The 22,071-nt window shown below is 44.5% G+C and carries 21 protein-coding genes; 8 read left to right on the forward strand and 13 right to left on the reverse strand.

Going from position 1 to position 22,071, the window contains the following annotated elements; genetic code table 11:
- Nucleotides 1-4: 4 nt before the first annotated feature.
- The 9 genes from H7T97_RS01330 to H7T97_RS01370 all read right to left on the reverse strand — a co-directional run bounded on the left by H7T97_RS01330 (nt 5) and on the right by H7T97_RS01370 (nt 10,119).
- Nucleotides 5-832: a PrsW family glutamic-type intramembrane protease gene (locus H7T97_RS01330; protein ID WP_155167281.1), complete on the reverse strand. Its 828-nt coding sequence runs from the start codon at nt 830-832 to the stop codon at nt 5-7.
- Entirely contained in the window at nt 825-2,486 is a 1,662-nt protein-coding gene (locus tag H7T97_RS01335) for a C69 family dipeptidase (RefSeq protein ID WP_155167279.1), read from the reverse strand. Before H7T97_RS01335 ends, H7T97_RS01330 begins: the two co-directional genes overlap by 8 nt.
- A 548-nt stretch (nt 2,487-3,034) precedes the next feature.
- Nucleotides 3,035-4,039 (reverse strand): type 2 isopentenyl-diphosphate Delta-isomerase, encoded by a 1,005-nt coding sequence (fni, locus tag H7T97_RS01340; protein WP_201089070.1) that lies wholly within the window; start codon nt 4,037-4,039, stop codon nt 3,035-3,037.
- On the reverse strand, nt 4,036-5,043 hold the full coding sequence (locus H7T97_RS01345) for a phosphomevalonate kinase (RefSeq protein ID WP_201089072.1): 1,008 nt from the start codon (nt 5,041-5,043) through the stop codon (nt 4,036-4,038). Before H7T97_RS01345 ends, fni begins: the two co-directional genes overlap by 4 nt.
- A complete protein-coding gene (gene mvaD, locus H7T97_RS01350) occupies nt 5,033-5,983 on the reverse strand; it encodes a diphosphomevalonate decarboxylase (RefSeq protein ID WP_201089074.1) in 951 nt (316 codons plus the stop codon). The genes H7T97_RS01345 and mvaD overlap by 11 nt, the downstream gene beginning before the upstream one ends.
- Nucleotides 5,965-6,843, reverse strand: a complete 879-nt coding sequence (gene mvk / locus H7T97_RS01355) for a mevalonate kinase (RefSeq protein ID WP_009731693.1) — start codon at nt 6,841-6,843, stop codon at nt 5,965-5,967. Before mvk ends, mvaD begins: the two co-directional genes overlap by 19 nt.
- A gap of 172 nt (nt 6,844-7,015) precedes the next feature.
- Complete coding sequence (locus H7T97_RS01360) at nt 7,016-7,957, reverse strand: serine hydrolase domain-containing protein (protein ID WP_037613944.1); 942 nt, start codon at nt 7,955-7,957, stop codon at nt 7,016-7,018.
- 10 nt (nt 7,958-7,967) lie between these two features.
- Nucleotides 7,968-8,735, reverse strand: a complete 768-nt coding sequence (locus H7T97_RS01365; RefSeq protein WP_024055030.1) for a CppA N-terminal domain-containing protein — start codon at nt 8,733-8,735, stop codon at nt 7,968-7,970.
- A 106-nt stretch (nt 8,736-8,841) separates the two neighbouring features.
- Nucleotides 8,842-10,119 (reverse strand): HdeD family acid-resistance protein, encoded by a 1,278-nt coding sequence (locus H7T97_RS01370; protein WP_023919173.1) that lies wholly within the window; start codon nt 10,117-10,119, stop codon nt 8,842-8,844.
- A 101-nt stretch (nt 10,120-10,220) separates the two neighbouring features.
- On the opposite strand from H7T97_RS01370, the gene H7T97_RS01375 reads away from it, so the two are divergent.
- The 3 genes from H7T97_RS01375 (at nt 10,221) to H7T97_RS01385 (ending at nt 13,755) form a co-directional block, all read left to right on the forward strand.
- A complete protein-coding gene (locus tag H7T97_RS01375) occupies nt 10,221-12,509 on the forward strand; it encodes a Xaa-Pro dipeptidyl-peptidase (RefSeq protein WP_201089076.1) in 2,289 nt (762 codons plus the stop codon).
- A gap of 104 nt (nt 12,510-12,613) precedes the next feature.
- Nucleotides 12,614-13,108, forward strand: a complete 495-nt coding sequence (locus H7T97_RS01380; protein ID WP_003008835.1) for a DUF536 domain-containing protein — start codon at nt 12,614-12,616, stop codon at nt 13,106-13,108.
- Nucleotides 13,109-13,161: 53 nt separating this feature from the next.
- Complete coding sequence (locus tag H7T97_RS01385) at nt 13,162-13,755, forward strand: 3'-5' exonuclease (protein WP_201089078.1); 594 nt, start codon at nt 13,162-13,164, stop codon at nt 13,753-13,755.
- Nucleotides 13,756-13,908: 153 nt separating this feature from the next.
- Here the strand turns inward: H7T97_RS01385 and H7T97_RS01390 are convergent, their stop codons facing one another.
- The 4 genes from H7T97_RS01390 to H7T97_RS01405 all read right to left on the reverse strand — a co-directional run bounded on the left by H7T97_RS01390 (nt 13,909) and on the right by H7T97_RS01405 (nt 16,414).
- A complete protein-coding gene (locus H7T97_RS01390) occupies nt 13,909-14,238 on the reverse strand; it encodes a YbaB/EbfC family nucleoid-associated protein (protein WP_298615012.1) in 330 nt (109 codons plus the stop codon).
- 132 nt (nt 14,239-14,370) lie between these two features.
- Nucleotides 14,371-14,895, reverse strand: coding sequence for a DUF924 family protein (locus H7T97_RS01395; protein ID WP_201089080.1), 525 nt, complete (start codon nt 14,893-14,895; stop codon nt 14,371-14,373).
- Nucleotides 14,896-14,898: 3 nt separating this feature from the next.
- Nucleotides 14,899-15,747 carry an ATP-dependent sacrificial sulfur transferase LarE gene (gene larE, locus H7T97_RS01400; protein ID WP_023919180.1) on the reverse strand — a complete coding sequence of 283 codons (849 nt, stop codon included), beginning with the start codon at nt 15,745-15,747 and terminating at the stop codon, nt 14,899-14,901.
- Nucleotide 15,748: 1 nt separating this feature from the next.
- Nucleotides 15,749-16,414, reverse strand: a complete 666-nt coding sequence (locus tag H7T97_RS01405; protein ID WP_021153951.1) for a Crp/Fnr family transcriptional regulator — start codon at nt 16,412-16,414, stop codon at nt 15,749-15,751.
- A gap of 160 nt (nt 16,415-16,574) precedes the next feature.
- Here H7T97_RS01405 and larA point away from each other — a divergent pair, with 160 nt between their 5' ends.
- The 5 genes from larA (at nt 16,575) to H7T97_RS01430 (ending at nt 22,064) form a co-directional block, all read left to right on the forward strand.
- Nucleotides 16,575-17,849: a nickel-dependent lactate racemase gene (gene larA / locus H7T97_RS01410; RefSeq protein ID WP_049507509.1), complete on the forward strand. Its 1,275-nt coding sequence runs from the start codon at nt 16,575-16,577 to the stop codon at nt 17,847-17,849.
- 8 nt (nt 17,850-17,857) lie between these two features.
- A complete protein-coding gene (larB, locus tag H7T97_RS01415) occupies nt 17,858-18,625 on the forward strand; it encodes a nickel pincer cofactor biosynthesis protein LarB (protein ID WP_049497124.1) in 768 nt (255 codons plus the stop codon).
- Nucleotides 18,625-20,022, forward strand: coding sequence for a nickel pincer cofactor biosynthesis protein LarC (gene larC / locus H7T97_RS01420; RefSeq protein WP_201089082.1), 1,398 nt, complete (start codon nt 18,625-18,627; stop codon nt 20,020-20,022). Before larB ends, larC begins: the two co-directional genes overlap by 1 nt.
- 20 nt (nt 20,023-20,042) lie before the next feature.
- Nucleotides 20,043-20,756, forward strand: a complete 714-nt coding sequence (larD, locus tag H7T97_RS01425) for a D/L-lactic acid transporter LarD (protein ID WP_049489294.1) — start codon at nt 20,043-20,045, stop codon at nt 20,754-20,756.
- Between the two features lie 135 nt (nt 20,757-20,891).
- Entirely contained in the window at nt 20,892-22,064 is a 1,173-nt protein-coding gene (locus tag H7T97_RS01430) for a BaiN/RdsA family NAD(P)/FAD-dependent oxidoreductase (protein WP_049523411.1), read from the forward strand.
- The last annotated feature ends 7 nt before the right edge of the window (nt 22,065-22,071 follow it).

Raw genomic sequence — 22,071 nt, forward strand, 5'->3', positions numbered from 1 at the left:
TTTCTTATTGTTTTAAAAATGGCAACTCGGGATGTTTCTTGGTATAGAGCACCACTTCGATAAAGGTCCCTACTTGGACGGCAAAGAGCAGTCCGACGAGAAGATTAATCCGATGGTCTGTTTCATAAAACGGAGAGTTCCATAAGAAGTGATTGGCTACTGTCGAGAGAACACACCAGAGCCCAAAGAGTTTTTCCTTTTGCTGGGTCACTTGAGACAACAAAAGGAAGACACCAACTGATACAACAGCTGTATAGAGGGCATGTGAAGCTAATCCACCAGAGATCCGGTTGATGGCCTCAGTGACAGCGGCTAATTGGCTGGTTTTGGTTTGGCGGGCAACGTATCCTAAATCCTCAATGATTTGAAAACCAAAGCCAGAGCCCAAGCCTGCAATTAGAATCGCTTTTAGATCTTTCTTGCCAACCATCAAGACAACCCAAAAGGCAACTAGAGCCTTAAAGAATTCCTCTGAAAATGGGGCCGTCAAGGCATCGGTCCACTTGTTAAAGACAGTGGCATCCTTGATCACATGGCTATTTATAATATCAATCAAGCTATTGCCTGAAAAGCTCAACCAGCCTGCTACGAAGGCTCCTCCAAACATGGCAATCCATAAGACATAAGTTGGGACAGACAACTGCTTGGCCAATCGTTTTGAAAAGAGATAAAGCGGGATAATAATAGCAGCTAAGACAGACAAGTTTAAGACTAAGTCTCTGCCTGCAGACTGGCTAAATTCTTGTTGAGAAAGATGACCGAGTTCAAACTCCAAGCCAATTCCTGCAAACAGTAGAAAAAGATAGATAGAGGCTCTTTGAATTTTAGTCATCTTGTTTTCCTCCCTTTTGTTTCTTTGAGCGAATCAGGTAGATCACAATCGCTAGAAGGGTTGCCCCGAACAAGCCTGCTGCTAGAATGTAATCATAGTCAAAATCAACGAGATCAATCTTCTCTTCATAAGCAGCATCTTCTTCGTCATCTAGATCTTGCAGGGCACTTTTTCCGTGTTCATCTGCCACCTTTTGTTCTGCTTCTTTTCTGATTTCTTGCAAGCGTTCGAAGGTCTTCTCAGCTCTTGCTAAGCTTTCCTCTGTTGCCTTCTTACTAGCTTCTTCAGGCTGAGAAGCAAGAGCAATTTGTTCCTGATCACTCAGATCTTGTTCGACCATCCACTGAGACTCCAACCGTTCCATTTCAGTACGAATCGCCCCATCTTCGAATAAATCTGGATACTTGGCCACAAGGTCATTGATTCTTGAAATGGTCCAATACCAAGAGCGATCATTGTAATGATCCCCTAATTCTTGGTAGGCTTGATAGGTGTTGAGAATATTGCCATAGTACGGTAAGTATGGAGCATTTCGTGGACTACCCATTGACAGCCACATGGTGCCTCCACCTGCACTCGCTGGGACATCATCTTTCAGTTGGAAAATATGGGCCTCCATGACATTTGGATTGGAAATAGGATATTTATAAACCGCATCAAACTCCCCTTTTTTCGGAATGCCTTTTCCATCCAACTCCATTTGATCCTGTGGTTTATATTTGGTTCCTTCCAAACGATTGCGTTGGAGATTCATAGCATCGCGGAGGGTTAATTTTCGATCGGTTGTATGAAGAAGGTCAAAGGACGCATCGTCATATTTAACAGGAGAGCTTGGGTCTAGCGATTTGATTCCCGACCAAACCCGAGAGCGATCTGCTTCTTGCAAAGGCGGATTATAGGATTGAGAAACGTGGAATTTTCCGTCCACTTCCTTATAGCTATTGGCTTCTTTGGCGACTTTTTCAAGATCTTTTGAAGCGATCGTGCGTTCGGTATCCGATTGATCGACATGCCCTAAGAAGAAGGTATTTGGAAAGACCGCAAATCGATCCTCTGGGAAGAGAATCGCTGCATATTGATGGCCAGATAGGATTTCCATATACCAGACGCCTTCTTTATCGGCAATGGTCACAATATTTCCTTCTGCAGCGCCTTTTTCTTCGACGATTTTAGCAATGAGTTCAACCCCTTCTCTTGCGGTTTTCACACTAGGGAGAACGATACTGGTCAAGCCCGATTCTGCGAGGCCATCCTTAACATAGGGATCCACTTTTTGGATCTTATCATTTGCTGAAGCAGATACAGTGGCAGAAATGGAAACCCCATATTCATTGAATCCTGCTTCGTCAAAAATTCCCTGATCAGGGGTGACATCTGGAACCGCTGTATACTTATAGCTAATCTCTGGCAAGGGATATTGAAAACCGTTGGCAGCATCTTCAAAAATGGCTCCTTTTTTATTGTAGACACGCTCTCTGACCACAAAATTTTTATTATGGTTGGGTTCTAAATCTTCGGTACGCCCTACCAAGGTCGAACCATCGGCAGTCAGTTTCTTCCCGATGATGAACCCTGTACAAGCCTCAACAGGTTGAGCAATCAACAAAAGCGGAAGCAAGGCTGCTACAGCTGATCGAAAATAGTGCTTCTTCATCCTAAACTCCTTTTAAAAATGTTTTTCCTTATTTAGTATACTCTTTTACAAGCCTATTTTGCAAGCGATTCCATCAACCGTAAACGATTCGTAAACTATCAGAATTTTTGAGGAGAACACTTTTTCAAAAAAAAGAAAGAATTGGCTTATTTTGCCAATCCTAAACGAATAGGAACTAATTTTTAAGTAAAATAAGTTAAGTGATTCTTCAAAGAACTATAAAAGAGTTCTAATTTTCAAAATGAATAATAATATACGAAAACTTTCCGCCGTGAGAAAAGTGCCTGAAACGTTTTTGTTTCAGGCACTCGGGAGTTTTGAAACCTTAGGTTCAAAACTAATTGAACACGGGCTACGGATTGTGTCAAAAAGATAAGTTCTCCTAGAATCGAAAGATTCTGCGTCAAACTTCCTATTTTGACTTTATCCGTAGAAGCCCTTTGTATCTTAATTAGTCATGGAACTTCCTGGATTGCTGAAATCATCCACTGGATAATTTCACCTAACCTCCGTACTCACCTAAGGAAAGTTTCTAAAATGATTTTTCTTCATTTTTTCTGTTGCTGAGCTTGCCACAACTTTCCATAGAGGAGATAGTCGACTTCACGGAGCTCTTTCAGGTTCTGACAACCGAGCGCACAAAGGAGCAATCTTAGGTCTTCTTTCCATCCTTGGACAAGGACGATTACTTCTTCAATGCTCTTAGTCTCTACCATCTCAAGAAAAACACGGGAAAGTCCTACGCCACGCGCTCCAAGGACTAAGGCCTTGACCATATCAAGGGGATGACGGATGCCCCCACTTGCGAGGATCTCAATCTGATCCATCTGATCCTGTAACTGTATGAGACACTGCGCCGTTGACTGTCCCCAATCATCCAGATAAGCGCGATTGCCACCACGACGATTCTCAATATAGGCAAAACTAGTGCCACCACGACCAGAAATATCGACGGTTTTGATCCCAGCATCTAGCGCTGCCTGAACTGTTTTGGGATCCATACCAAAGCCAACTTCCTTCAGGACTACAGGTACTGGAAAGCCCTGCCCATAGCTCTTGAGATGGTCTTTCCAAGTGTGGAAAATCCGCTCCCCTTCGGGCATGAGCAACTCTTGCATCAGATTCACATGAACTTGAAGAAAGAGAGGGTGTAGCTCTTCCACTGTTCGCAAGCCCAAATCTGGCTCTTTATCGATGCCAATATTGGTCGCTAAAAGAAGGTGAGGATGGTCTTTTTTGACCGCATACGATTGATCGCTCGGATCCTTCAGTGCCGCGCTGTAAGAGCCAGTCACAAAGAGAATCCCACAGGCTTCGGCTACTGCTGCCAACTTTTGATTGATCTCTTTGGCCCGTTTACTCCCGCCTGTCATAGCATTGATATAAAAAGGGACCTCCCAATCACGCCCTGCGAAATGGGTTGTCAAATCAATCTCCGCTAGATCCACAAGGGGGAGGGATCGGTGAATCAGCTCGATCTCATCAAAGCTATTATAGGAGGAGCTTTGCTCCAAGGCATAGCGAATATGCTGGTCTTTTCGATTTTCGCTCACGAATCTCCCATCCTTTCTTGGTAAATGACTTCAATATTCTTTTCCTTCCAGCGGTCTATCAAGGTCTGAGTCTCAACTGGGTCAAAACTAAGGGCGATCCCACAGTCGCCTCCTCCAGCACCACTGGATTTGGCACAGGCAGAAAGGCCCTCTGTCGCTTCTTGTAGCTCTTTTAGAGCTGGGGTATAGATCAAAGTGTTCAAAGACTTTAGGTTCTTATCCGCACGTTTGATACTGGTCTCAATTTCTTTTTGATTCCCTTCACGGAGGCCTTTTTCAAGATTCTTCACTGCGCTCTGGCTCTCCTGAAGAAAATCTTCCTTGATCGCTCCCTTAACCTGGCGGATCAAATCACTTGAAATGGCCGGTTCCTTGGTCCAACCAACCAGAAAATCATAAGCGATGGCTGGCTGGATCGAGCGGATCTGGTAGTCCCAATCCAGGTCTAAAACTTGTGAAAGGGGCTGAGAGGTCAATACTTCATGCAACCAAGCCCGATCAAAGGATTGGTAATAAATCAAGTCCTCGTAAGCAATACAAGCCAAATCGCCCATGGAACCATTGTCCCCTCTTTGCACCAAGACAACTGTTGCTAGTCGAAAGAGCAGATCTGGATTTAAGTCTAACTCATACAGAGCAGCCATGGCCTTGATCACGAGCAAGACCACACTTCCGCTGGAACCAATCCCATACTTTTTCCCCTCTTCGCCCAGTGTTCCTCTAAGGTGAAGATCAAAGGGTTTAGGGGTTATTCCCTGATCTTTCAGCCACTCTTCCATGAGCTGAATGGTCTCTTGAATCAAGGCGTAGTCCTTATTTGGAGTCAAATCCACCTGGTAACCAAAGAGATCTGAGGCTAGCTGGTAGGCTGTTGCTTCTTGGATGGTAGCTAACAGATAAATAGGAATAAACTGAATCACAGCTCCATAACCAGGTGTTAGCACCGCGTATTCTCCAGCTAGATAGAGCTTACCTCCAGTCTGTACCTGATACTTAGTCTTCATCTTGAGGGTCCTTTGTCTTAGATACGATGGTCCGATAGCGGGCATCAAATAAAGGTACCAGCTGATCCAAGTCTTCTTCTAAACAGAGGACTTTAACGTTTGGCCCTGCATCCATGGTAAAGTAACAAGCATGGCCTGCAGCGCGAAGCTCACGGACAAAGTCCATGGCTTTGTGGCTTTCTTCTGTCAAGTAGCTAAAGGCTGGAGTGGCTGTTCTAGTCGTCGCATGCATAGCAAGGGCATTGCGCTCTGTCAGCTGACCGACCTGTTCAAAATCATTGGCAGCTAGATAGCCCAGCATGTCCTTGTAATCTTGTCGAGACTCTTCGATCCATTCTTTGAAATTAGTCGAAGTCTCCATGCAGCGTTTCATCCCTTCCCGGCTGGAAACGGGCTTTTGCTTGTCATTGAGAACCAGCATGATCATCGCGAGTTTTAGGTCTGTTTTGACCTTATAAATTTCTCCACTTTCTTTGTCCCAGGCTGCTAAAGGGCCAAAGAAAGACCGCGAAGAAGAGCCCGAAGCAAACTTGGCTTTTTGAGCCAATTCCTCCTGGCTCAAGCCCAAATCATAATACTGATTGCAAGCCTTGACGAGAGCAGAGAGGCCGCTCGAGCTAGAGGACAAGCCTGCTGCGGTTGGCATGTTGTTGCTGGTATCCACCCGAACAAATCTCGCTTCATTTGTTGGCTTCAAGCTATCAATCACAGCTCCAATTTTGGCTTGCTCAGCTGGATTTTGGAATTTTCCATCGATATAAAACTCATGCGCAGTCGCATCTGCTGGCAAGGGAGACAGACGGGTCTCTGTATACATATTCTCTAAGGTTAACGAAATCGAACTGGTCGAAGGGACCATCTGTTTGGCATCTTCTTTTCCCCAGTATTTGATAATCGCGATATTGGCATAGGACTTAGCCTTTACAGGTTTTCGATCCATGTATGGTGCGCTCCTTCTTTTTCTAATGCATGGGCAATGGTTTCTGCTTCACGAGAATCCTTGACGAGGGCAATCACACAGCCTCCAAGACCGCCCCCACTCATTTTAGCCCCTAAGGCCCCATTTTCAAGGGCAACGGCGACCAGGTGATCTGCTTCTTTACAGCTGACACCAACGGCTCTCAAGTGGTCATGACAAGCTGTAAGAGCCTGCCCAAGGCCAATGAGATCTTTTTCTTTCAGAGCCGCTTCTACCTGCTGGGTCAACTGACCAATCTCATGGAAATGGGACAAAACTTCCTGCCCTTTAGCTTCAACCTTTTGAATCGCCTCACGGGTATTGCCGTGAATCCCCGTATCCGCAATCACCAAACTCGCTTTTATACCCAGCTCCAGCGGGTAAAAGCCGACATTCCGGATGAATTTAATGGCTTGATCGCTCAGACAAGTCTTGGCATCCAGACCGCTTGGATTCATATGGGCAATGGTTTCTGCTCGATTGACCAGGATTTCTAAGGTCTCATCGTCCAGCTCCTCTTGATAATAGTCAAAAACTGCACGAATAGCTGCGATACTGACCGCCGCAGAGGACCCCATCCCCCGTTTTTCCGGTACCATAGACTGAATCCGACAGCGAATCCGGGCCTCACGAATCCCGAGGTGCTCAAGAGACGCAAAAACCGCCATGGACAATGTGTCATCTTCAAACAAAATCCATGGACTGTCTGCCGGGATGATCTGGCAGATCACTTCGATATGATGGAGTGGCAGGGCAATAGCCGGATAACCATAAACCACCGCATGCTCTCCAATTAAGATAATTTTACTATGCGCCTTTCCGACGCCTATCTCTTTATGCATATTCATCTCGCTCTACTAAGGTCATTACTATTTTAATATAAATCAGCCAAAAAAGCGATGCTTTTGAAGGAAATCCAACCTAAGACGGAGTCCAAAAATGAATCACCCAGAAGAGCTCCTTCTTATGGACAGACAAGAAAAGGCCGGGATCCGTCATCCCAGCCATCCATTTCTATTTTTCACATTCTTGTTTGATCAAGTCCATCAAAGAGTTGCGGTCTAAGATCCATTGGGCCCGTTCGTCCTTCTCATAGGTCCGGTTAGACAAAAAGATCACAGCTTCCTGCCTCTTTCGATTGTACATGATGAAGGTTCCAGTATAGCCCGTATGATCCAACCAGTCACCCTCTAGATTCCATCCGAGAGCGCGGGTCTTGCCCTCTTCACGCGCAAAATTCTGAGACAAGTCACGCGCAAAATCATCCTTCAGATAATGCTCTAAGAAGCGCTCTAGATCAGCAACAGTTGAAAAAAGTCCAGCACTTCCCGCATGACAGCCCAATACTCTCGCTTTGGGATCATGAACACTTCCAGAAGCAAGGCCACGGACCGTTGGCACCGCCTTTTCGACCGGTCCAAACCGTGTCTCTGTCATCTTCCAAGGTGTAAAGATCAGCTCTTCAAATAAACGATCCAAGGGCTGGTGAAACCTGTCTTCTAACCAAAAGCCCAGCAGAAGAAAATTGACGTCGGTGTAATGAAAACTCTTGTCTTCTTTCAACTGCAAATTTTCAAGAGCTGTTTTCAACTGTCTCGCATCCAATTGATCCCGGTTGGGGATAAAAGGATCCAGCCCAGAAGTATGGGTCAAGAGTTCCCGGATGGTCGTCTTCTCATGAGCAAAACGCGGGTAAAACTCTTTAAAGGGACGATCGAGCGGAAGCTCCCCTTTCGCATACAAAAAAGCACAGATGGTAGCGACTCCGACGACCTTACTGACACTGGCCAAATCATAGACCAGGTCAGCCACTACTGACTCTCCTTTTTCAGGATCCGCTAGTCCCAGATAGTGCTCACTCCACTGACCCTTGCGGTAAAGCGCAAGAGAGGCACCTGGATAGATGCCTTCTTGGATTTGTTCGGTAATTTTTTCGATGATTGCATTCACGCTCATCACTCCATTCTTATTCTTCATAAGAAATATGGACCTGATCTTGATTGGCTTCAAACCAGAGTTCAATCTGACTTGGATCTTTGGCAATCAAGAAAGTTCCCTTACGGTGCACAAAATCGACAGTTTCTCCCAAGCGTTCTTTCACGACTTCCACATCAAAAGATGCCAATTCGACCTTGATCATGCTCAAATCCCAAGTCACCTTGTTCTCCACTTGGAGATCTTCTCCTTGAGCTTCCTGCAAATGGATAAAGTGGGCCAAAGCTGGCAAGTTGCTATAGAACTTCTCAGCCTCAGCAAAATCGGCCACATTGACCTCAAGAAAGTCCACATCAAAGCTGGTCAAACCTTTGAAATCTTCTGGCACGTCAACAAGAGGCGCTTTCTCCAACGGTTCTAGGCTTTCAAGATTTTCTTCAGCATGCACGAAAATGGTATCTCCTTGAGGAGACACAACTTCAAAGGCGCGACCATTAGCTCCTTGGTAAAGGGCGCTTGTTTCTGGCTGGCGGGCCAACAAATAATCAATTTCTTGAGCTTGTGCCACTTTCACCACGATGCGACCCAATTTCTTTGGACCTTCGACCTTACGCGAACGCATACTCGGTGACTCTTCTAAGACAATTTTCTCTACTTTTGAGGCATCTCCTAAAGATAGGAGAGCTCCTTCTTCCACTAATACTTTCATTCCCAATGTCTCTTCATAAAAGCGTTGATTGACATTTCGGTTATTCACTTTCAAGACTGGGATCACTCTTACGATCTGATTTGCTGTCATACTTTCCTCCAAGCACTTTTTATTGTAAAAGATTTTCTGGCTTTTTACAAGAAATCTTGTGCAAAAAAGACAGATTTTTCAAAAATAAAAATCTGTCTTTCTTTTTTTAGTATACTGTTCGTGTATGGACCCGCCCGTTTGGAGCTTCAAATTCGTATTCTAAGTAATCCTGATAGGTCCCTGGTGCAATCACTCCACGCACATCTAATACAGCCGTTCCTGCCTGTCCCACAATGGAATCTGCTAACAGGCAGCAATTAGTAGACAGAACAAAGTAAGATTTAAAACGCGAAGAAGTAAATTTATATAGCTCAGCCCCTAAATCATATTTCAATTTGTAAGCGTAGGTCGGCTGACCGTCTTCCAGTAACCTCCTAGGTGGATCCCAAGGTTCTAACAACTGATCAATTTCAGCTAGACGCTTCTCTACTGCCTGATTCTCTTCTTCGGTAAGGGATAGGCTGTAGCCAAACAGCGTCTTTTGACTCTCTTTTTTACATAGTTCGATGTATGGTTCCTTATCCACTTTAAACAGTACGCCATCCCCAATCGTCCCAAATAGACGCTCTGAAAAGGGATCGTAACTTCCGTAAGAAATGACCTTCCCCTGATAACAAATATCTACATGCCCAATCGCTCCAAATAAGTTGCTGTCAGAAGTATGAACCAAAATTTCTAATTCCCTTGCCTCTTCTTCTTTTTTCACCAATCGATAAGGGCCTGTGTGTCCCGCCGAGCTCCCTTTTTGAAGAAACTGGTTAAACCGTTTTAACTCCTTAGCAGGGATAAAGGCTGCAAAGATAACCGGTAGGCTAATACGAAAGCGACGTTTTAACTCTTGGCCTTGTTGGTCTTTGTCAAATAAAATACCATCTCGAATATTAGAAATCCCCAACAAGACCAGATAAGCCCCCAAGAGGATAAATTGGAAGTGCCCATCTGAACCAGGTTCCAAGACAGTTGCTAGACCAAGCCCACCGTTTAAAAGCGCATCCCATAAATAGAGCCAGCCTCCTTTTACCCGATTGGCCTTATAAAGCCAAAATGTGATCCCATAGACAATGGCACTCCCCAACTGATATGCCCCTAAACAAATCACAACTAAGTTTACGGGCAGACTACTCAGTCGATTCAACCAGATCAACGCAAGTGAAAGAAAAATAAACCAAATAGAGTGGCTATAGGAAATAGACTTGCTACGTAACAAAAAGCGAAGAAGAAAGCTTCCTAGTCCATCAACTAAAAAGTAAATGGCTAATAGATCCAAGGAAAATTTGGTGAAACCAACGCCGTTTCGAAAAATGAGAATCCCAAAAATGACGGCAAGAACCCCAAACAATAAGGTCCGTCTTCTTGCAACTTGTTCAAAAGATATTTTTTTCAATATTCCTTCTCCTTATAGACGAAAGGTCTTTAGACAAATACTATTTTATCAAGTATAATATAAGAAGTAAAGAAAAAAGAAAATGATAAAAGGAGCAGTCTATGAAATACAATCAATATAGCTATCTATCTGTTGACCAAAAAGACATTCTTAAGGAACTAAAAGAAATTGGGTTTGACCTTCCCACCCACCTCCCAGAAAAAGAACTGTTTGAATGGTTTGTCCGCAAGGTTTACTTCACCTATAAAGATACAGATTATCCCCTCTCTAACCTAGTGGTGGATTCTAAAACAGACTTTTTAACGTATATCCAATCTGACTGCGAATGGTCTCCGAACATTTTTTACACAGTAGCCCTCCAATTACTCGGTTTCCGCTATTTTATTGATTTTGAAGATACGGATAGCTTCTTGAAAGAAGTCCAATTTCCGATTGAGTATGGAAACTTGGTAGAAAACCTCTATCACCTTCTCAATACTCGAACAGTAAAAGGAAATTTACTCATCGATCAGTTGGTCAGCGATGGCTTGATTCCTGAAGATAACCAGTATCACTATTTTAACGGCAAGAGCCTCGCAACCTTTACGAGCCATGATGCCATCCGCGAGGTCGTCTATGTGGAAAGTCGGGTCGATACCGACAAAGATGGTCTGCCAGACTTGGTCAAGGTCAGCATTATCCGTCCTCGCTATGAAGGCAAGATTCCAGCTGTTATGACCGCAAGTCCTTATCACCAAGGGACCAACGATAAGGCCAGCGACAAGGCCCTCTACAATATGAATGTCGACCTCGAGGTCAAAGAACCTCATACCATTCAAGTAGAAGTACCTCAATTAGAATTGGTGGATCCTGTCGGTTCAGCTGAGCTAGTCGATGAAGCTGAAGAAACTCTCACCCATATCAATTCCAGCTATACCCTCAACGACTACCTCCTTCCACGCGGCTACGCTAATCTCTACGTATCTGGAGTGGGGACAAAAGATTCGCAAGGCTTGATGACCAATGGAAATTACCAACAAATCGAAGCCTACAAGAACGTTATCGACTGGCTCAATGGCCGTTGCCGGGCCTTTACAGATCACACACGCAAACGCCAAGTCAAAGCTGATTGGTCTAATGGAAAGGTCGCAACCACCGGGATCTCTTACCTTGGAACCATGTCTAACGGCCTTGCGACCACAGGTGTGGACGGTCTTGAAGTCATCATTGCAGAGGCTGGGATCTCTTCTTGGTACAACTACTACCGCGAAAACGGCCTCGTGACAAGTCCTGGTGGCTATCCAGGTGAAGATTTCGATTCCCTTGCCGAATTGACCTACTCGCGCAACCTTCTAGGTGGAGACTATTTGCACCATAATGCAGCCCACCAAGCCGATCTAGACATCGTGAAAAAAGAGCTGGACCGCGCTTCTGGAGACTACAATCAATTCTGGCACGACCGCAATTATCTCTTACATGCTGATCAGGTGAAGGCTGAGGTGGTCTTCACTCATGGTTCGCAAGACTGGAACGTGAAACCTCTTCACGTCTTTAATATGTTCCAGGCTCTTCCAACAAGCATCAAGAAACACCTCTTCTATCACAATGGTGCCCATGTTTACCTCAACAACTGGCAATCCATTGACTTCCGTGAGAGCATGAATGCCCTTCTCTCTAAAAAATTGCTAGGCTACGATTCAAGCTATGAATTGCCTACTGTCATCTGGCAGGACAATACAGGAGAACAAAGTTGGACTTCCTTGGATGATTTTGGCAATCAAACAAGTCAGCGGACCTTCCTACTCGGAGATGGTGAAAAAGTCATCCAAAACCGCTACGAGACAAAAGATTACGAGCGCTATGGCAAGGCTTATCCGACCTTCTTAAGCGATCTTTACCAAGACAAGGCCCAACAGGTGACGATCGATCTTCCAATCGAAGAAGACCTGCACCTCAACGGGAAAGCTCGCCTTCACCTGCGACTTCACTCCAGCACCAATAAAGGCCTTCTCTCAGCCCAACTCTTAGAGCTTGGAAGCAAGAAATACCTCCAACCCTATCCTGCAGTCTTATCGGTCCGTACGCTGGATAACGGTCGCTACCATATGCTAGACAACTTGACCGAGTTGCCATTCAAGGAAGCGGGCCAACGAGTCATTTCTAAAGGTTATCTCAACCTCCAAAACCGGCATGACCTCTTAGAAGTTGAGGCCGTAACGCCAGGCGAGTGGATGGAATTTGACTTTGAACTCCAACCAACCATCTACAAGCTCGAAAAAGGCGCAACCCTTCGCTTGGTCCTCTACACGACGGACTTTGAAATCACTGTGCGTGATCAAACCGATTACCAACTCACCATTGACTTAGCACAATCAAGCCTCCATCTTCCTGAAATGACAGAGGCCCACTAATCGTGGTATCAAGGCTTAGCCTTTCTTTGCTTCATTTGACAGCTTAGCCTACTTATGTTACTATCTAATAGAGTATTTCATAGAAAAAGATATTAGAGGAAGTTATGGCGATTGAAAAAACTGTCAGCGAAATTGCTGAAATTTTAGGAGTCAGCCGCCAGGCGGTCAATAACCGTGTCAAGGCGCTGGCTCCAGAAGATACCCAAAAAAACGAAAAAGGGGTTACCGTTGTAACCCGTAGTGGCTTGATCAAGCTCGAAGAAATCTACAAAAAAACTATTTTTGAAGATGAGCCAGTCAGCGATGATGTGAAGCAACGAGAATTGATGGAAATTTTGGTGGATGAAAAAAATGCTGAAATCGTCCGTCTCTACGAGCAACTCAAGGCCAAAGACGAGCAACTCGCTAAGAAAGATGAACAGTTGCGCGTGAAAGACGTTCAAATTGCTGAAAAAGACAAGCAATTGGACCAACAACAACAATTGACTTTACAAGCAATGAACGACCGCGATACCTTGAAACTTGAACTCGAACAAGCCAATGAAAAAGTGCAAGAGCAAGAAAGCAAAGGTTTCTGGGCACGCGTTTTCCGTCGATAATCTGGGGCTGGATCCTACCAGTCCCTTTTCTTTTCTACCACAGGAGATTTTCCATGAAAGCATTAGAAGATTATATCGCCTTCGATCTCGAATTTAACCAATACGAAGGTGCCTATCAGATCATCCAGGTATCTGCCGTGCGTTTCACGGACGGTAAAGAAGTCGACCACTACGACTCCTACGTTTACACCGATAAGCCTCTAAAAAGCTTTATTAACGGCCTGACCGGCATTACTCAGGATAAGATCCAAAACGCCCCTCAACTAGAGCAGGTCCTCGGCGAATTCAAGGCCTTCGTTGGAGACCGCCCCTTGATTGGATACAATGCCAAAAAGAGCGACCTTCCCATCCTACTTGAAAATGGCTTGGATTTAGAAGAGCAATACGCTGTCGATGTCTTTGACGAAGCCTTCGAACGTCGTCCATCTGACCTTCATGGCATTAAAAATCTCCAACTCCACACCGTTGCAGCATTTCTAGGAGTTGCAGGAAAATTACACGATAGCTTAGAAGACGCCCGCATGACAGCTCTTGTCTACCAACAATTCCTCGAATTTGATCAAGGCCGTACCCTCCTTGAAGAGCAAGAGAACTTCTCCATCAACCCCTTTGGAGGCTTGGACTTATCCGGATTTTTTGATGAATAAAAAGAGAGAGTGGGACAGAAATCGGTCATTCGTTAGAATTCGATTTCGTCGTCCCACCTACTCAACCACTGCGTCTTGCTCGACAATCCAAAAACAATTAAGAGGCTAGGACTTTTGTCCCAGCCTCTTTTGAGTTGATGAAACTTTCTTTGCTTAAAATGGTAATTTCCCTGCGAAAGCACCGAGTTTTTTCTTGGTTGCAGCATCAATTTCTTCAATGGCAGCATTGATGGCTTGAACCGTCATATCAGAAAGAGTTTCTGTATCTTCAGGATCGACCACTGCAACATTGAAATCAATGGAGACGACCTTCTTATCACCTGTAAGAGTCGCGACAACCAAATCTTGAGCAGATTTTCCGACAAATTGAGTTGCAGCTAGCTCCGCTTGGCTTTGCTCCATTTGCTTTTGCAATTTTTGAGCTTGCTTCATCATATTTTGCATATTCATCATAGCAATAACATTCCTTCCAAATTGTGAAATTTACAGTTCATTATACCATTTTTTAGACGCTTGGAAAAGCCTAGGTGAGGGAACTCTGACATCATGCCTGCTGTTTCAGGCAATTTCATGAAGAGAGAAAAGAGTTTTGAAATCTGTGGGCCTCATCTTCCCTTAAAAGCCAGAATGTTCTTTCAAATACTCCTCTTCTTCCTTGGTCGAAGGCCGTCCTAAGATGGCATTCCGATGTGGATAACGCCCAAATTGTTGAAGAATGTCCATGTGCATCTTCTCATACTTCAAACGCTTTTCTAAGCCCGGTTGATCAAATAGGCGCAGAGCTTCTTCATGAATGGTTAAAGATTCCGAATGCATAAAGGGCATGTAGAAAAAGCCTCTTTGTACAACTAGTAATTCTTGAGCTTGTGTTAGGCCTTCTTGGGCCAAGACCAAGGCCAGGGAATCTGTCGCAAAAGCTTGGGCAGTCCCTCGAAAAATATTGCGAGGAATTTGGTCCAAGAGCAAAATCTCTGCTAAACGCCCTTCTGCCGTAGCCCGCCAGTGAAACAATTCCCCACGACTGGCCTTCCAATAAAGTTCCTCAAAGCGCTCCCGCATTTCTTGATCCAGTGCTTCTGATTTTTTGAACCAATCCTCTGGCTTCAACTCTTCGAACCAGAACCTTATCACTTCCTTCATTGCTTAACCTGCCATAATTTTTTCTTTTGTTTTTTCATCCAATGCATCATTCATCCGGCCGTACTTATATCCAGCCAAATCCAAGGCTACATAGGTAAATCCGATTTTCTTCATGTAGTCATTGATCTTGTCATGCAGTTGGATGGCTTTAAGCAGATGGTCTTCTTCCACTTCGATGCGCGCCAAGTCTCCATGCACACGCACACGGACTTGCTCAAAGCCAAGTCCTACAAGGAACTCTTCCCCTTCAAAAACCCGTTGTACATTTTCTGAAGTGATTTTCACTCCGTATGGGAAGCGTGAGGCAACGCTACAAGATGGCACCTTATTCCAATTGGAGACCCCTCTTTCCTTGGCCAATTGACGAATTTCTGTCTTATAGAGGCCGGCTTCTTGCAAGACACTGCGGACACCCGCTTCGTCCCGAGCCTTGATACCAGGGCGAAAATCGTCGATATCATCCATAATATTGCCGTCTACCAATTGCTTAAAGCCCAGTTCTGTAACTGAATCCTTAATAGTTTGGTACATCAATTGTTTGGTGTAATACCAAATATTGGGCGTATTGGCAGCAATCCGTGGATCACTCAATTCTCTCATTTCCAGTCCAAGCACAGGTGCTCCTAGCTGATCGGCCAAGTCGAGCGCTAGATCGAATTCTTCATTTGAAAACATCTCAGAGTTCACGACGGCCGCAATAACATTGTCAGGTCCCAAGGTATCCAAGGCCACCTTCAAGAGATAAGAGCTGTCAATCCCACCTGAATAGGTAACGGCTACCTTTCCGATTTTTCTTAAAATATCTTGTAATTTTTCTTCTTTTTCTTTTCTGATTTGTGCTTCTGTTGCCATCTTAGAATAGCTCCCTTCCGATAAATTCTTCAATCCGTTCATTATCCAAAATCACGATCTTTTGCTGTCGAATATCCAAAACACCTTCTCGTTTTAATTCATTGAGAATGCGATTGACACTGTTTCGCGTCGAAATCCCACAAAAACCGGCAATATCTTCATTGGTAATGTTGAAATCAATCAAGAAGCCGTCTTCTTGCTCCACACCAAACAAACTGCTTAGTTTTTGCAAATGAAAACAAACCGCCCCTTTTTTACCATTCATCATCATATACTGCTGAGACTCCATACTTTCAGACAGTTTATTACGATAATAGTCCCTCACATAGTCCTGCAGCTCTTTATGCTCTTTGACAAAATTCCAAAACTTGACCCGAGGAATACGATAAAAACTTGCTTCTTCTGTCTCCACTCGCACATTGAAAGGTGAGTCTGTATAGTTGGACACCTCATCACGAATCAAAGAGACAATGTCAATGGCTTTTAGATAGGAAAAGTTAAACTCACGCCCATCACGCATGATGACACTTGTCTTGACCACACCTTCTTTCAAGATGTAGATGTAATCCTCTTTGATCCCACGATAGGAGAGGTAACTATGGTATTTTTTCTTGACGATCGGCGTTCGCCTCTCTTCCAAAAATTTCACTAAAAATTCTGAATTCACGACGGTTTTTCCTCCCCATCTGCTCTTTCTTGAAGTCACACTAATGATACACCTGTTCAAAACGAACGACGTTAACATTTGTTGACATCAATTGGTGCACACCTCTTTTTAAAAAGAATTATACTATAAGTATCAGTATTAATAAAGGAGATCGCAAATAATGGTAGAAATTAAATTACCGTACGACAAAAAATCGATTGTTGCAAAGATTCCAGATGAAAACTTTGCAGGATTGTTAGAGTCTAAGGCGGAAAACTTCCATAACCCACTGTCTGAAGAAGAAACTGTTGAACGTTCAATGGACAACCCTATCGGCAGCCCTACTTTGGAAGAACTTGCTAAAGGCAAAAAAGACATCGTGTTGATCAGTTCTGACCACACTCGTCCCGTTCCTTCTCACATCATCACTCCAATCATTTTGCGTCGTATTCGCTCAGTTAACCCTGATGCACGCGTGCGTATCTTGGTTGCTACTGGTTTCCACCGTCCTTCAACTCGTGAAGAATTGATCAATAAATACGGCCAAGAAATCGTTGACAATGAAGAAATCGTTATGCACATTTCAACAAACGACGATGACATGGTTAAAATTGGACAACTCCCTTCAGGTGGTGACTGTATCATCAACAAAATCGCTGCTGAAGCTGACTTGTTGATAGCAGAAGGATTCATCGAATCTCACTTCTTCGCTGGATTCTCAGGTGGACGTAAATCAGTCCTTCCAGGTATCGCATCATACAAAACTATCATGGCGAACCACTCAGGTGACTTCATCAATTCTGATAAGGCACGTACTGGTAACCTTGACCACAACCCAATCCACGAAGATATGCTTTACGCTGCTCGTACTGCAAACTTGGCCTTCATCGTCAACGTTGTATTGGACGGCGAAAAACACATCATCGGATCTTTCGCTGGGGACATGGTTGAAGCCCACAAAGTTGGTTGTGACTTCGTTGCAGACTTGGCACATGTGTCTAAGATCGAAAGCGACATCACAATTTCAACAAACGGTGGTTTCCCACTTGACCAAAATATCTACCAAGCTGTTAAAGGGATGACTGCAGCCGAAGCTTCTAACAAAGAAGGCGGAACAATCATCATGGTGGCTGGATGTGCAGATGGTCACGGTGGAGAAGGTTTCTATCGCAACCTTGCTGACGTAGAAGATCCAAAAGAATTCTTGGAACAAGCCATCAATACACCTCGTTTAGAGACTGTCCCAGACCAATGGACTTCTCAAATCTTGGCACGTATTTTGGTACACCACCATGTTATCTTTGTATCTGACCTTGTAGATCCTGAATTGATCACAGGTATGCATATGGAACTTGCAACTTCATTTGACGAAGCGCTTGAAAAAGCCTTTGCTCGTGAAGGAAAAGATGCTAAAGTAGCAGTTATCCGCGACGGACTTTCTGTCGTTGTTGAATAGAATCAAACATGGATTTTCAACCCAATCTAGAACAGACACTCCGTTCTTTGCAAGCAGGCCATCTCTCAGTTGAGGATGCGCTGGAGCAAATCAACGGGGTTAAAGAACTAGGGTATGCAGCAATTGATACTGACCGGCAACGTCGCAACGGCTTCCCTGAAGTCGTATACGGCGAAGGAAAGACAGTTGAGCAAATGGAAGGAATCCTGCAATTTCTTTCACAAAAAGAATTGCCGATCCTCACAACAAGAGTCTCTCTCCAAAAGGGAGAGGCTCTTTCTCAGCGCTTTCCGACTGGCCACTATTATCCAGAAGCCCGCTGCTTCGTTCTCAACTCTAAAAAGGAAGAAGCCGATCCTGAACACTACATTGCGGTCGTCACAGCAGGGACAAGTGATGTTCCTGTTGCAGAAGAAGCTGCAGTCACTGCAGAAACCTTTGGCCATTCGGTTCGCCGAATCTATGATGTGGGAGTCGCCGGCATCCATCGCCTCTTCAATCGCTTAGAAGAGATCCAAAAAGCCAGTGTGATCATCGTGATTGCCGGTATGGAAGGAGCTCTTGTCAGTGTCGTAGGAGGCCTTGTGGATGTCCCCGTTATTGCCGTTCCGACCAGCATTGGATACGGAAGCAACCTTCAAGGGCTAACAACCTTGATGAGTATGTTGACCTCTTGCGCTTCTGGTGTAACGGTCGTCAACATTGATAACGGATTTGGTGCAGCTTATTCAGCATGTATGATCAATCGACTCAACCACAATCGAAAGGAAAACTGATGACCAGTCTATTTTTAGAACCTTTTTCTGGAATAAGTGGCGATATGCTCAATGGTCTTCTTGTGGACCTTGGGGCAGATGTCGACCTTCTTCACACAAAACTCGAGAAACTGGGAGTGGATGGTTTCCACCTCCACGTTCATCGCGTCGCAAAAAGCGCAATTTGGGGAACTGATTTCGATGTTCACCTTCACCACGGGGAGAAAGATACGGGGATTGAAGGTGATTTTGATCACGATCACGATCACGATCACGATCACGAACATCATCACGATCACGAACACCATCACGATCATGAACATCATCATGATCATGAACATCATCATGATAACGAACATCATCATGATCACGAACACCATCATGATCACGAACATCATCACGATCATGAACACCATCATCACCATTCCCACGCGGATGCTCGCAGTTATGCGGATATCCACGATTTGATTGCCGCTTCACAGTTGAGTCCTTTTGTGAAAGAAAAAAGTCTTGAAGTCTTTCTTGATATCGCAAAGGCCGAAGCAGCTGTGCATAACATGCCTGTCGAACAGATTCATTTCCATGAAATTGGTGCAATTGACTCCATTGTCGACATCGTTAGCTTTTTCATCCTAGTGGAATCGCTCGGTATCGATACAGTTTACTCTACTCCTCTCACTGAGGGAAGTGGGACCATTTCAGTTGCCCATGGAGAAATGCCTGTTCCGGTTCCCGCTGTGATGCAGTTGAGAAAAGGAACGACTATTCCGATTACTCAAGACTTCACAGTTAAAACGGAGTTGATTACTCCGACAGGGTTAGCCCTCCTTAAAGCATTGTCACCAATCTTTGAACCAATCCCCTCTCACCTTTCCATCGAAAGTGTGGGATATGGATTTGGTAAAAGAGAGACTGGAAAATTCAATGCTTTACGCGGTTCGCTATTGAAAGAAGACACCTCTCACAGCACCACTGTTGTTCATCGCACGGAAGATCAAATTATTGAGATCACCACTACGATCGATGATCAAACACCAGAGCAACTTGGTTATATTATCCACCGTTTCCTGGACGCTGGAGCTTTAGATGTCTACTATCGTAGCGTCGTTATGAAAAAGAATCGCCCTGGCTTTGAATTGATTCTCTTGATTCAAGGAAGTCAGTTGGAAGATTTTTCAGCCCTCTTGTTCAAAGAAACCAGTACCATTGGTTTTCGATACCAACAAGTCGACCGAAAGGTCATGCAACGTCGATTTGAACAAATCGATACGGAATTTGGACCCGTTACGGTAAAAATTAACCAGTACGGATCTACCACTAAAAAAACACTTGAATACGAAGACTGTCAGCGTATTGCTACGGAGATGCAGTTGCCGATTCAAGAAGTTTATCACCAATTACAAAAATACATTTATTAATTTAGGAGACATTAATTAACATGACACATCAATTACTTGCAGAAGTTATGAGTACAGCTTTGATGATTATCTTCGGGGTTGGCGTACACTGTGACGACGTTTTGAAGAAAACAAAATATGCTGGAACTGGACACTTATTCGCGATCACTACATGGGCATTCGGTATCACTGTCTGCTTGTTCGTCTTTGGCGGCGTTTCAATGAACCCTGCTATGGCTTTGTTGAAAGTCCTTCTTGGTAAATTGACAATCGCTCAATTCTTCCCAATTGCAATCGCTGAAATGATAGGTGCCTTCCTTGGTGCAGTCATTGCTTACTTTATGTACGCAGACCACTTCAAGATTTCTGAAGGTCAAATTGATGGTGTTGCTATCCGTAACATCTTCTCAACTAACCCTAACTGCCGTAACCTTCCACGTAACTACTTCGTCGAAGCGTTCGCAACATTTATCTTCTTGACATCTATCATGGCTGCTGAACACGCCAACGAAGCAATGCTTCCATTCACTGTTGGTTTGATCGTTTGGGCTATCGGTATGGGTCTTGGTGGTACTACAGGTTTCGCGATGAACCAAGCGCGTGACCTTGGACCTCGTTTCGCTTACCAAATCTTGCCAATCAAAGATAAAGTAAACAACGACTGGCAATATGGTCTTCTTGTACCAGGTACTGCTCCATTTGTTGGTGCTGTCCTTGCCTTCTTCTTCATCCGTTACTTCCTTGGAATCATGTAATAAGTTGATCGAAGAATCATTCAAAAGCAAGCATCGAAAGATGCTTGTTTTTTGATTCCTTCATTTCCGAAGCCGTCCATAAAATGATATAATGGACAAAGCAAATCATGAAAAAACAAGAGAAGGAAGAACGACATGACTCATTTTCACACCATTGTCATTGGTGGTGGCCCAGCAGGTATGATGGCTACTATTGCTAGCGCCTCTTATGGCCAACCTACGCTACTGATCGAAAAAAATAAAAGGCTCGGTAAGAAACTTGCTGGTACCGGAGGAGGTCGCTGTAACGTCACGAATAACGGGACCTTAGACGATTTGATGGCCGGTATCCCTGGAAATGGCCGTTTCCTTTACAGTGTGTTTTCCCAATTTGATAATCATGATATCATCCAATTTTTTACCGATAATGGCGTCAAACTGAAGGTCGAAGATCATGGTCGGGTCTTTCCTGTTAGTGATCAATCCCGCACCATTATTCAAGCCTTAGAAAATAAGATCCTTGAGCTAGGTGCTAGCATGGCCACCAACTGCGAAGTGGTCTCCGTCACCAAGCCAGAAGACGTCTTCATCGTCAAATCATCTGAAAACACTTGGACAGCTGATAAGCTGATCGTTACGACTGGAGGAAAATCTTACCCTTCTACCGGCTCTACTGGCTACGGACACGAAATTGCCCGCCACTTCAAACATAGCATTACAGATCTAGAAGCGGCAGAAAGCCCTCTTTTGACAGATTTTCCACACAAGGCCCTCCAAGGGATCTCTCTGACAGATGTGACCCTCAGCTACGGCAAACACATCATCACACACGACCTTCTCTTTACCCATTTTGGACTTTCTGGCCCTGCAGCCCTTCGGATGTCCAGCTTTGTTAAAGGCGGGGAAATCTTATCTCTGGACCTCCTTCCGATCACTTCTTCCCAAGAGTTAAAAGACTTTCTAGAAGAGCATCGAGAAAAGGCCATTAAAAATAGCCTCAAAGCCCTACTTCCTGAACGGTTAGCTGATTTCTTGGCGCAAGGATTCCCTGAAAAAGCCAAGCAACTCACTCCTCCTCAGACAGAAGAGCTCATTCAAAAGATCAAAGAGTTGCCTATCCCCGTCACCGGGAAGATGTCTCTAGCCAAGTCCTTTGTGACCAAGGGCGGTGTCAGCCTCAAAGAAATCAATCCGAAAACCCTAGAAAGTAAGCTCGTCCCTGGACTCCACTTTGCAGGAGAAGTCCTCGATATCAATGCCCATACAGGCGGTTTTAATATTACATCCGCCCTCTGCACTGGTTGGGTAGCAGGGAGCCCTCATTACTAAAAAACGA

The sequence above is a fragment of the Streptococcus parasanguinis genome (assembly GCF_016648925.1).
Classification (GTDB): Bacteria; Bacillota; Bacilli; order Lactobacillales; family Streptococcaceae; genus Streptococcus.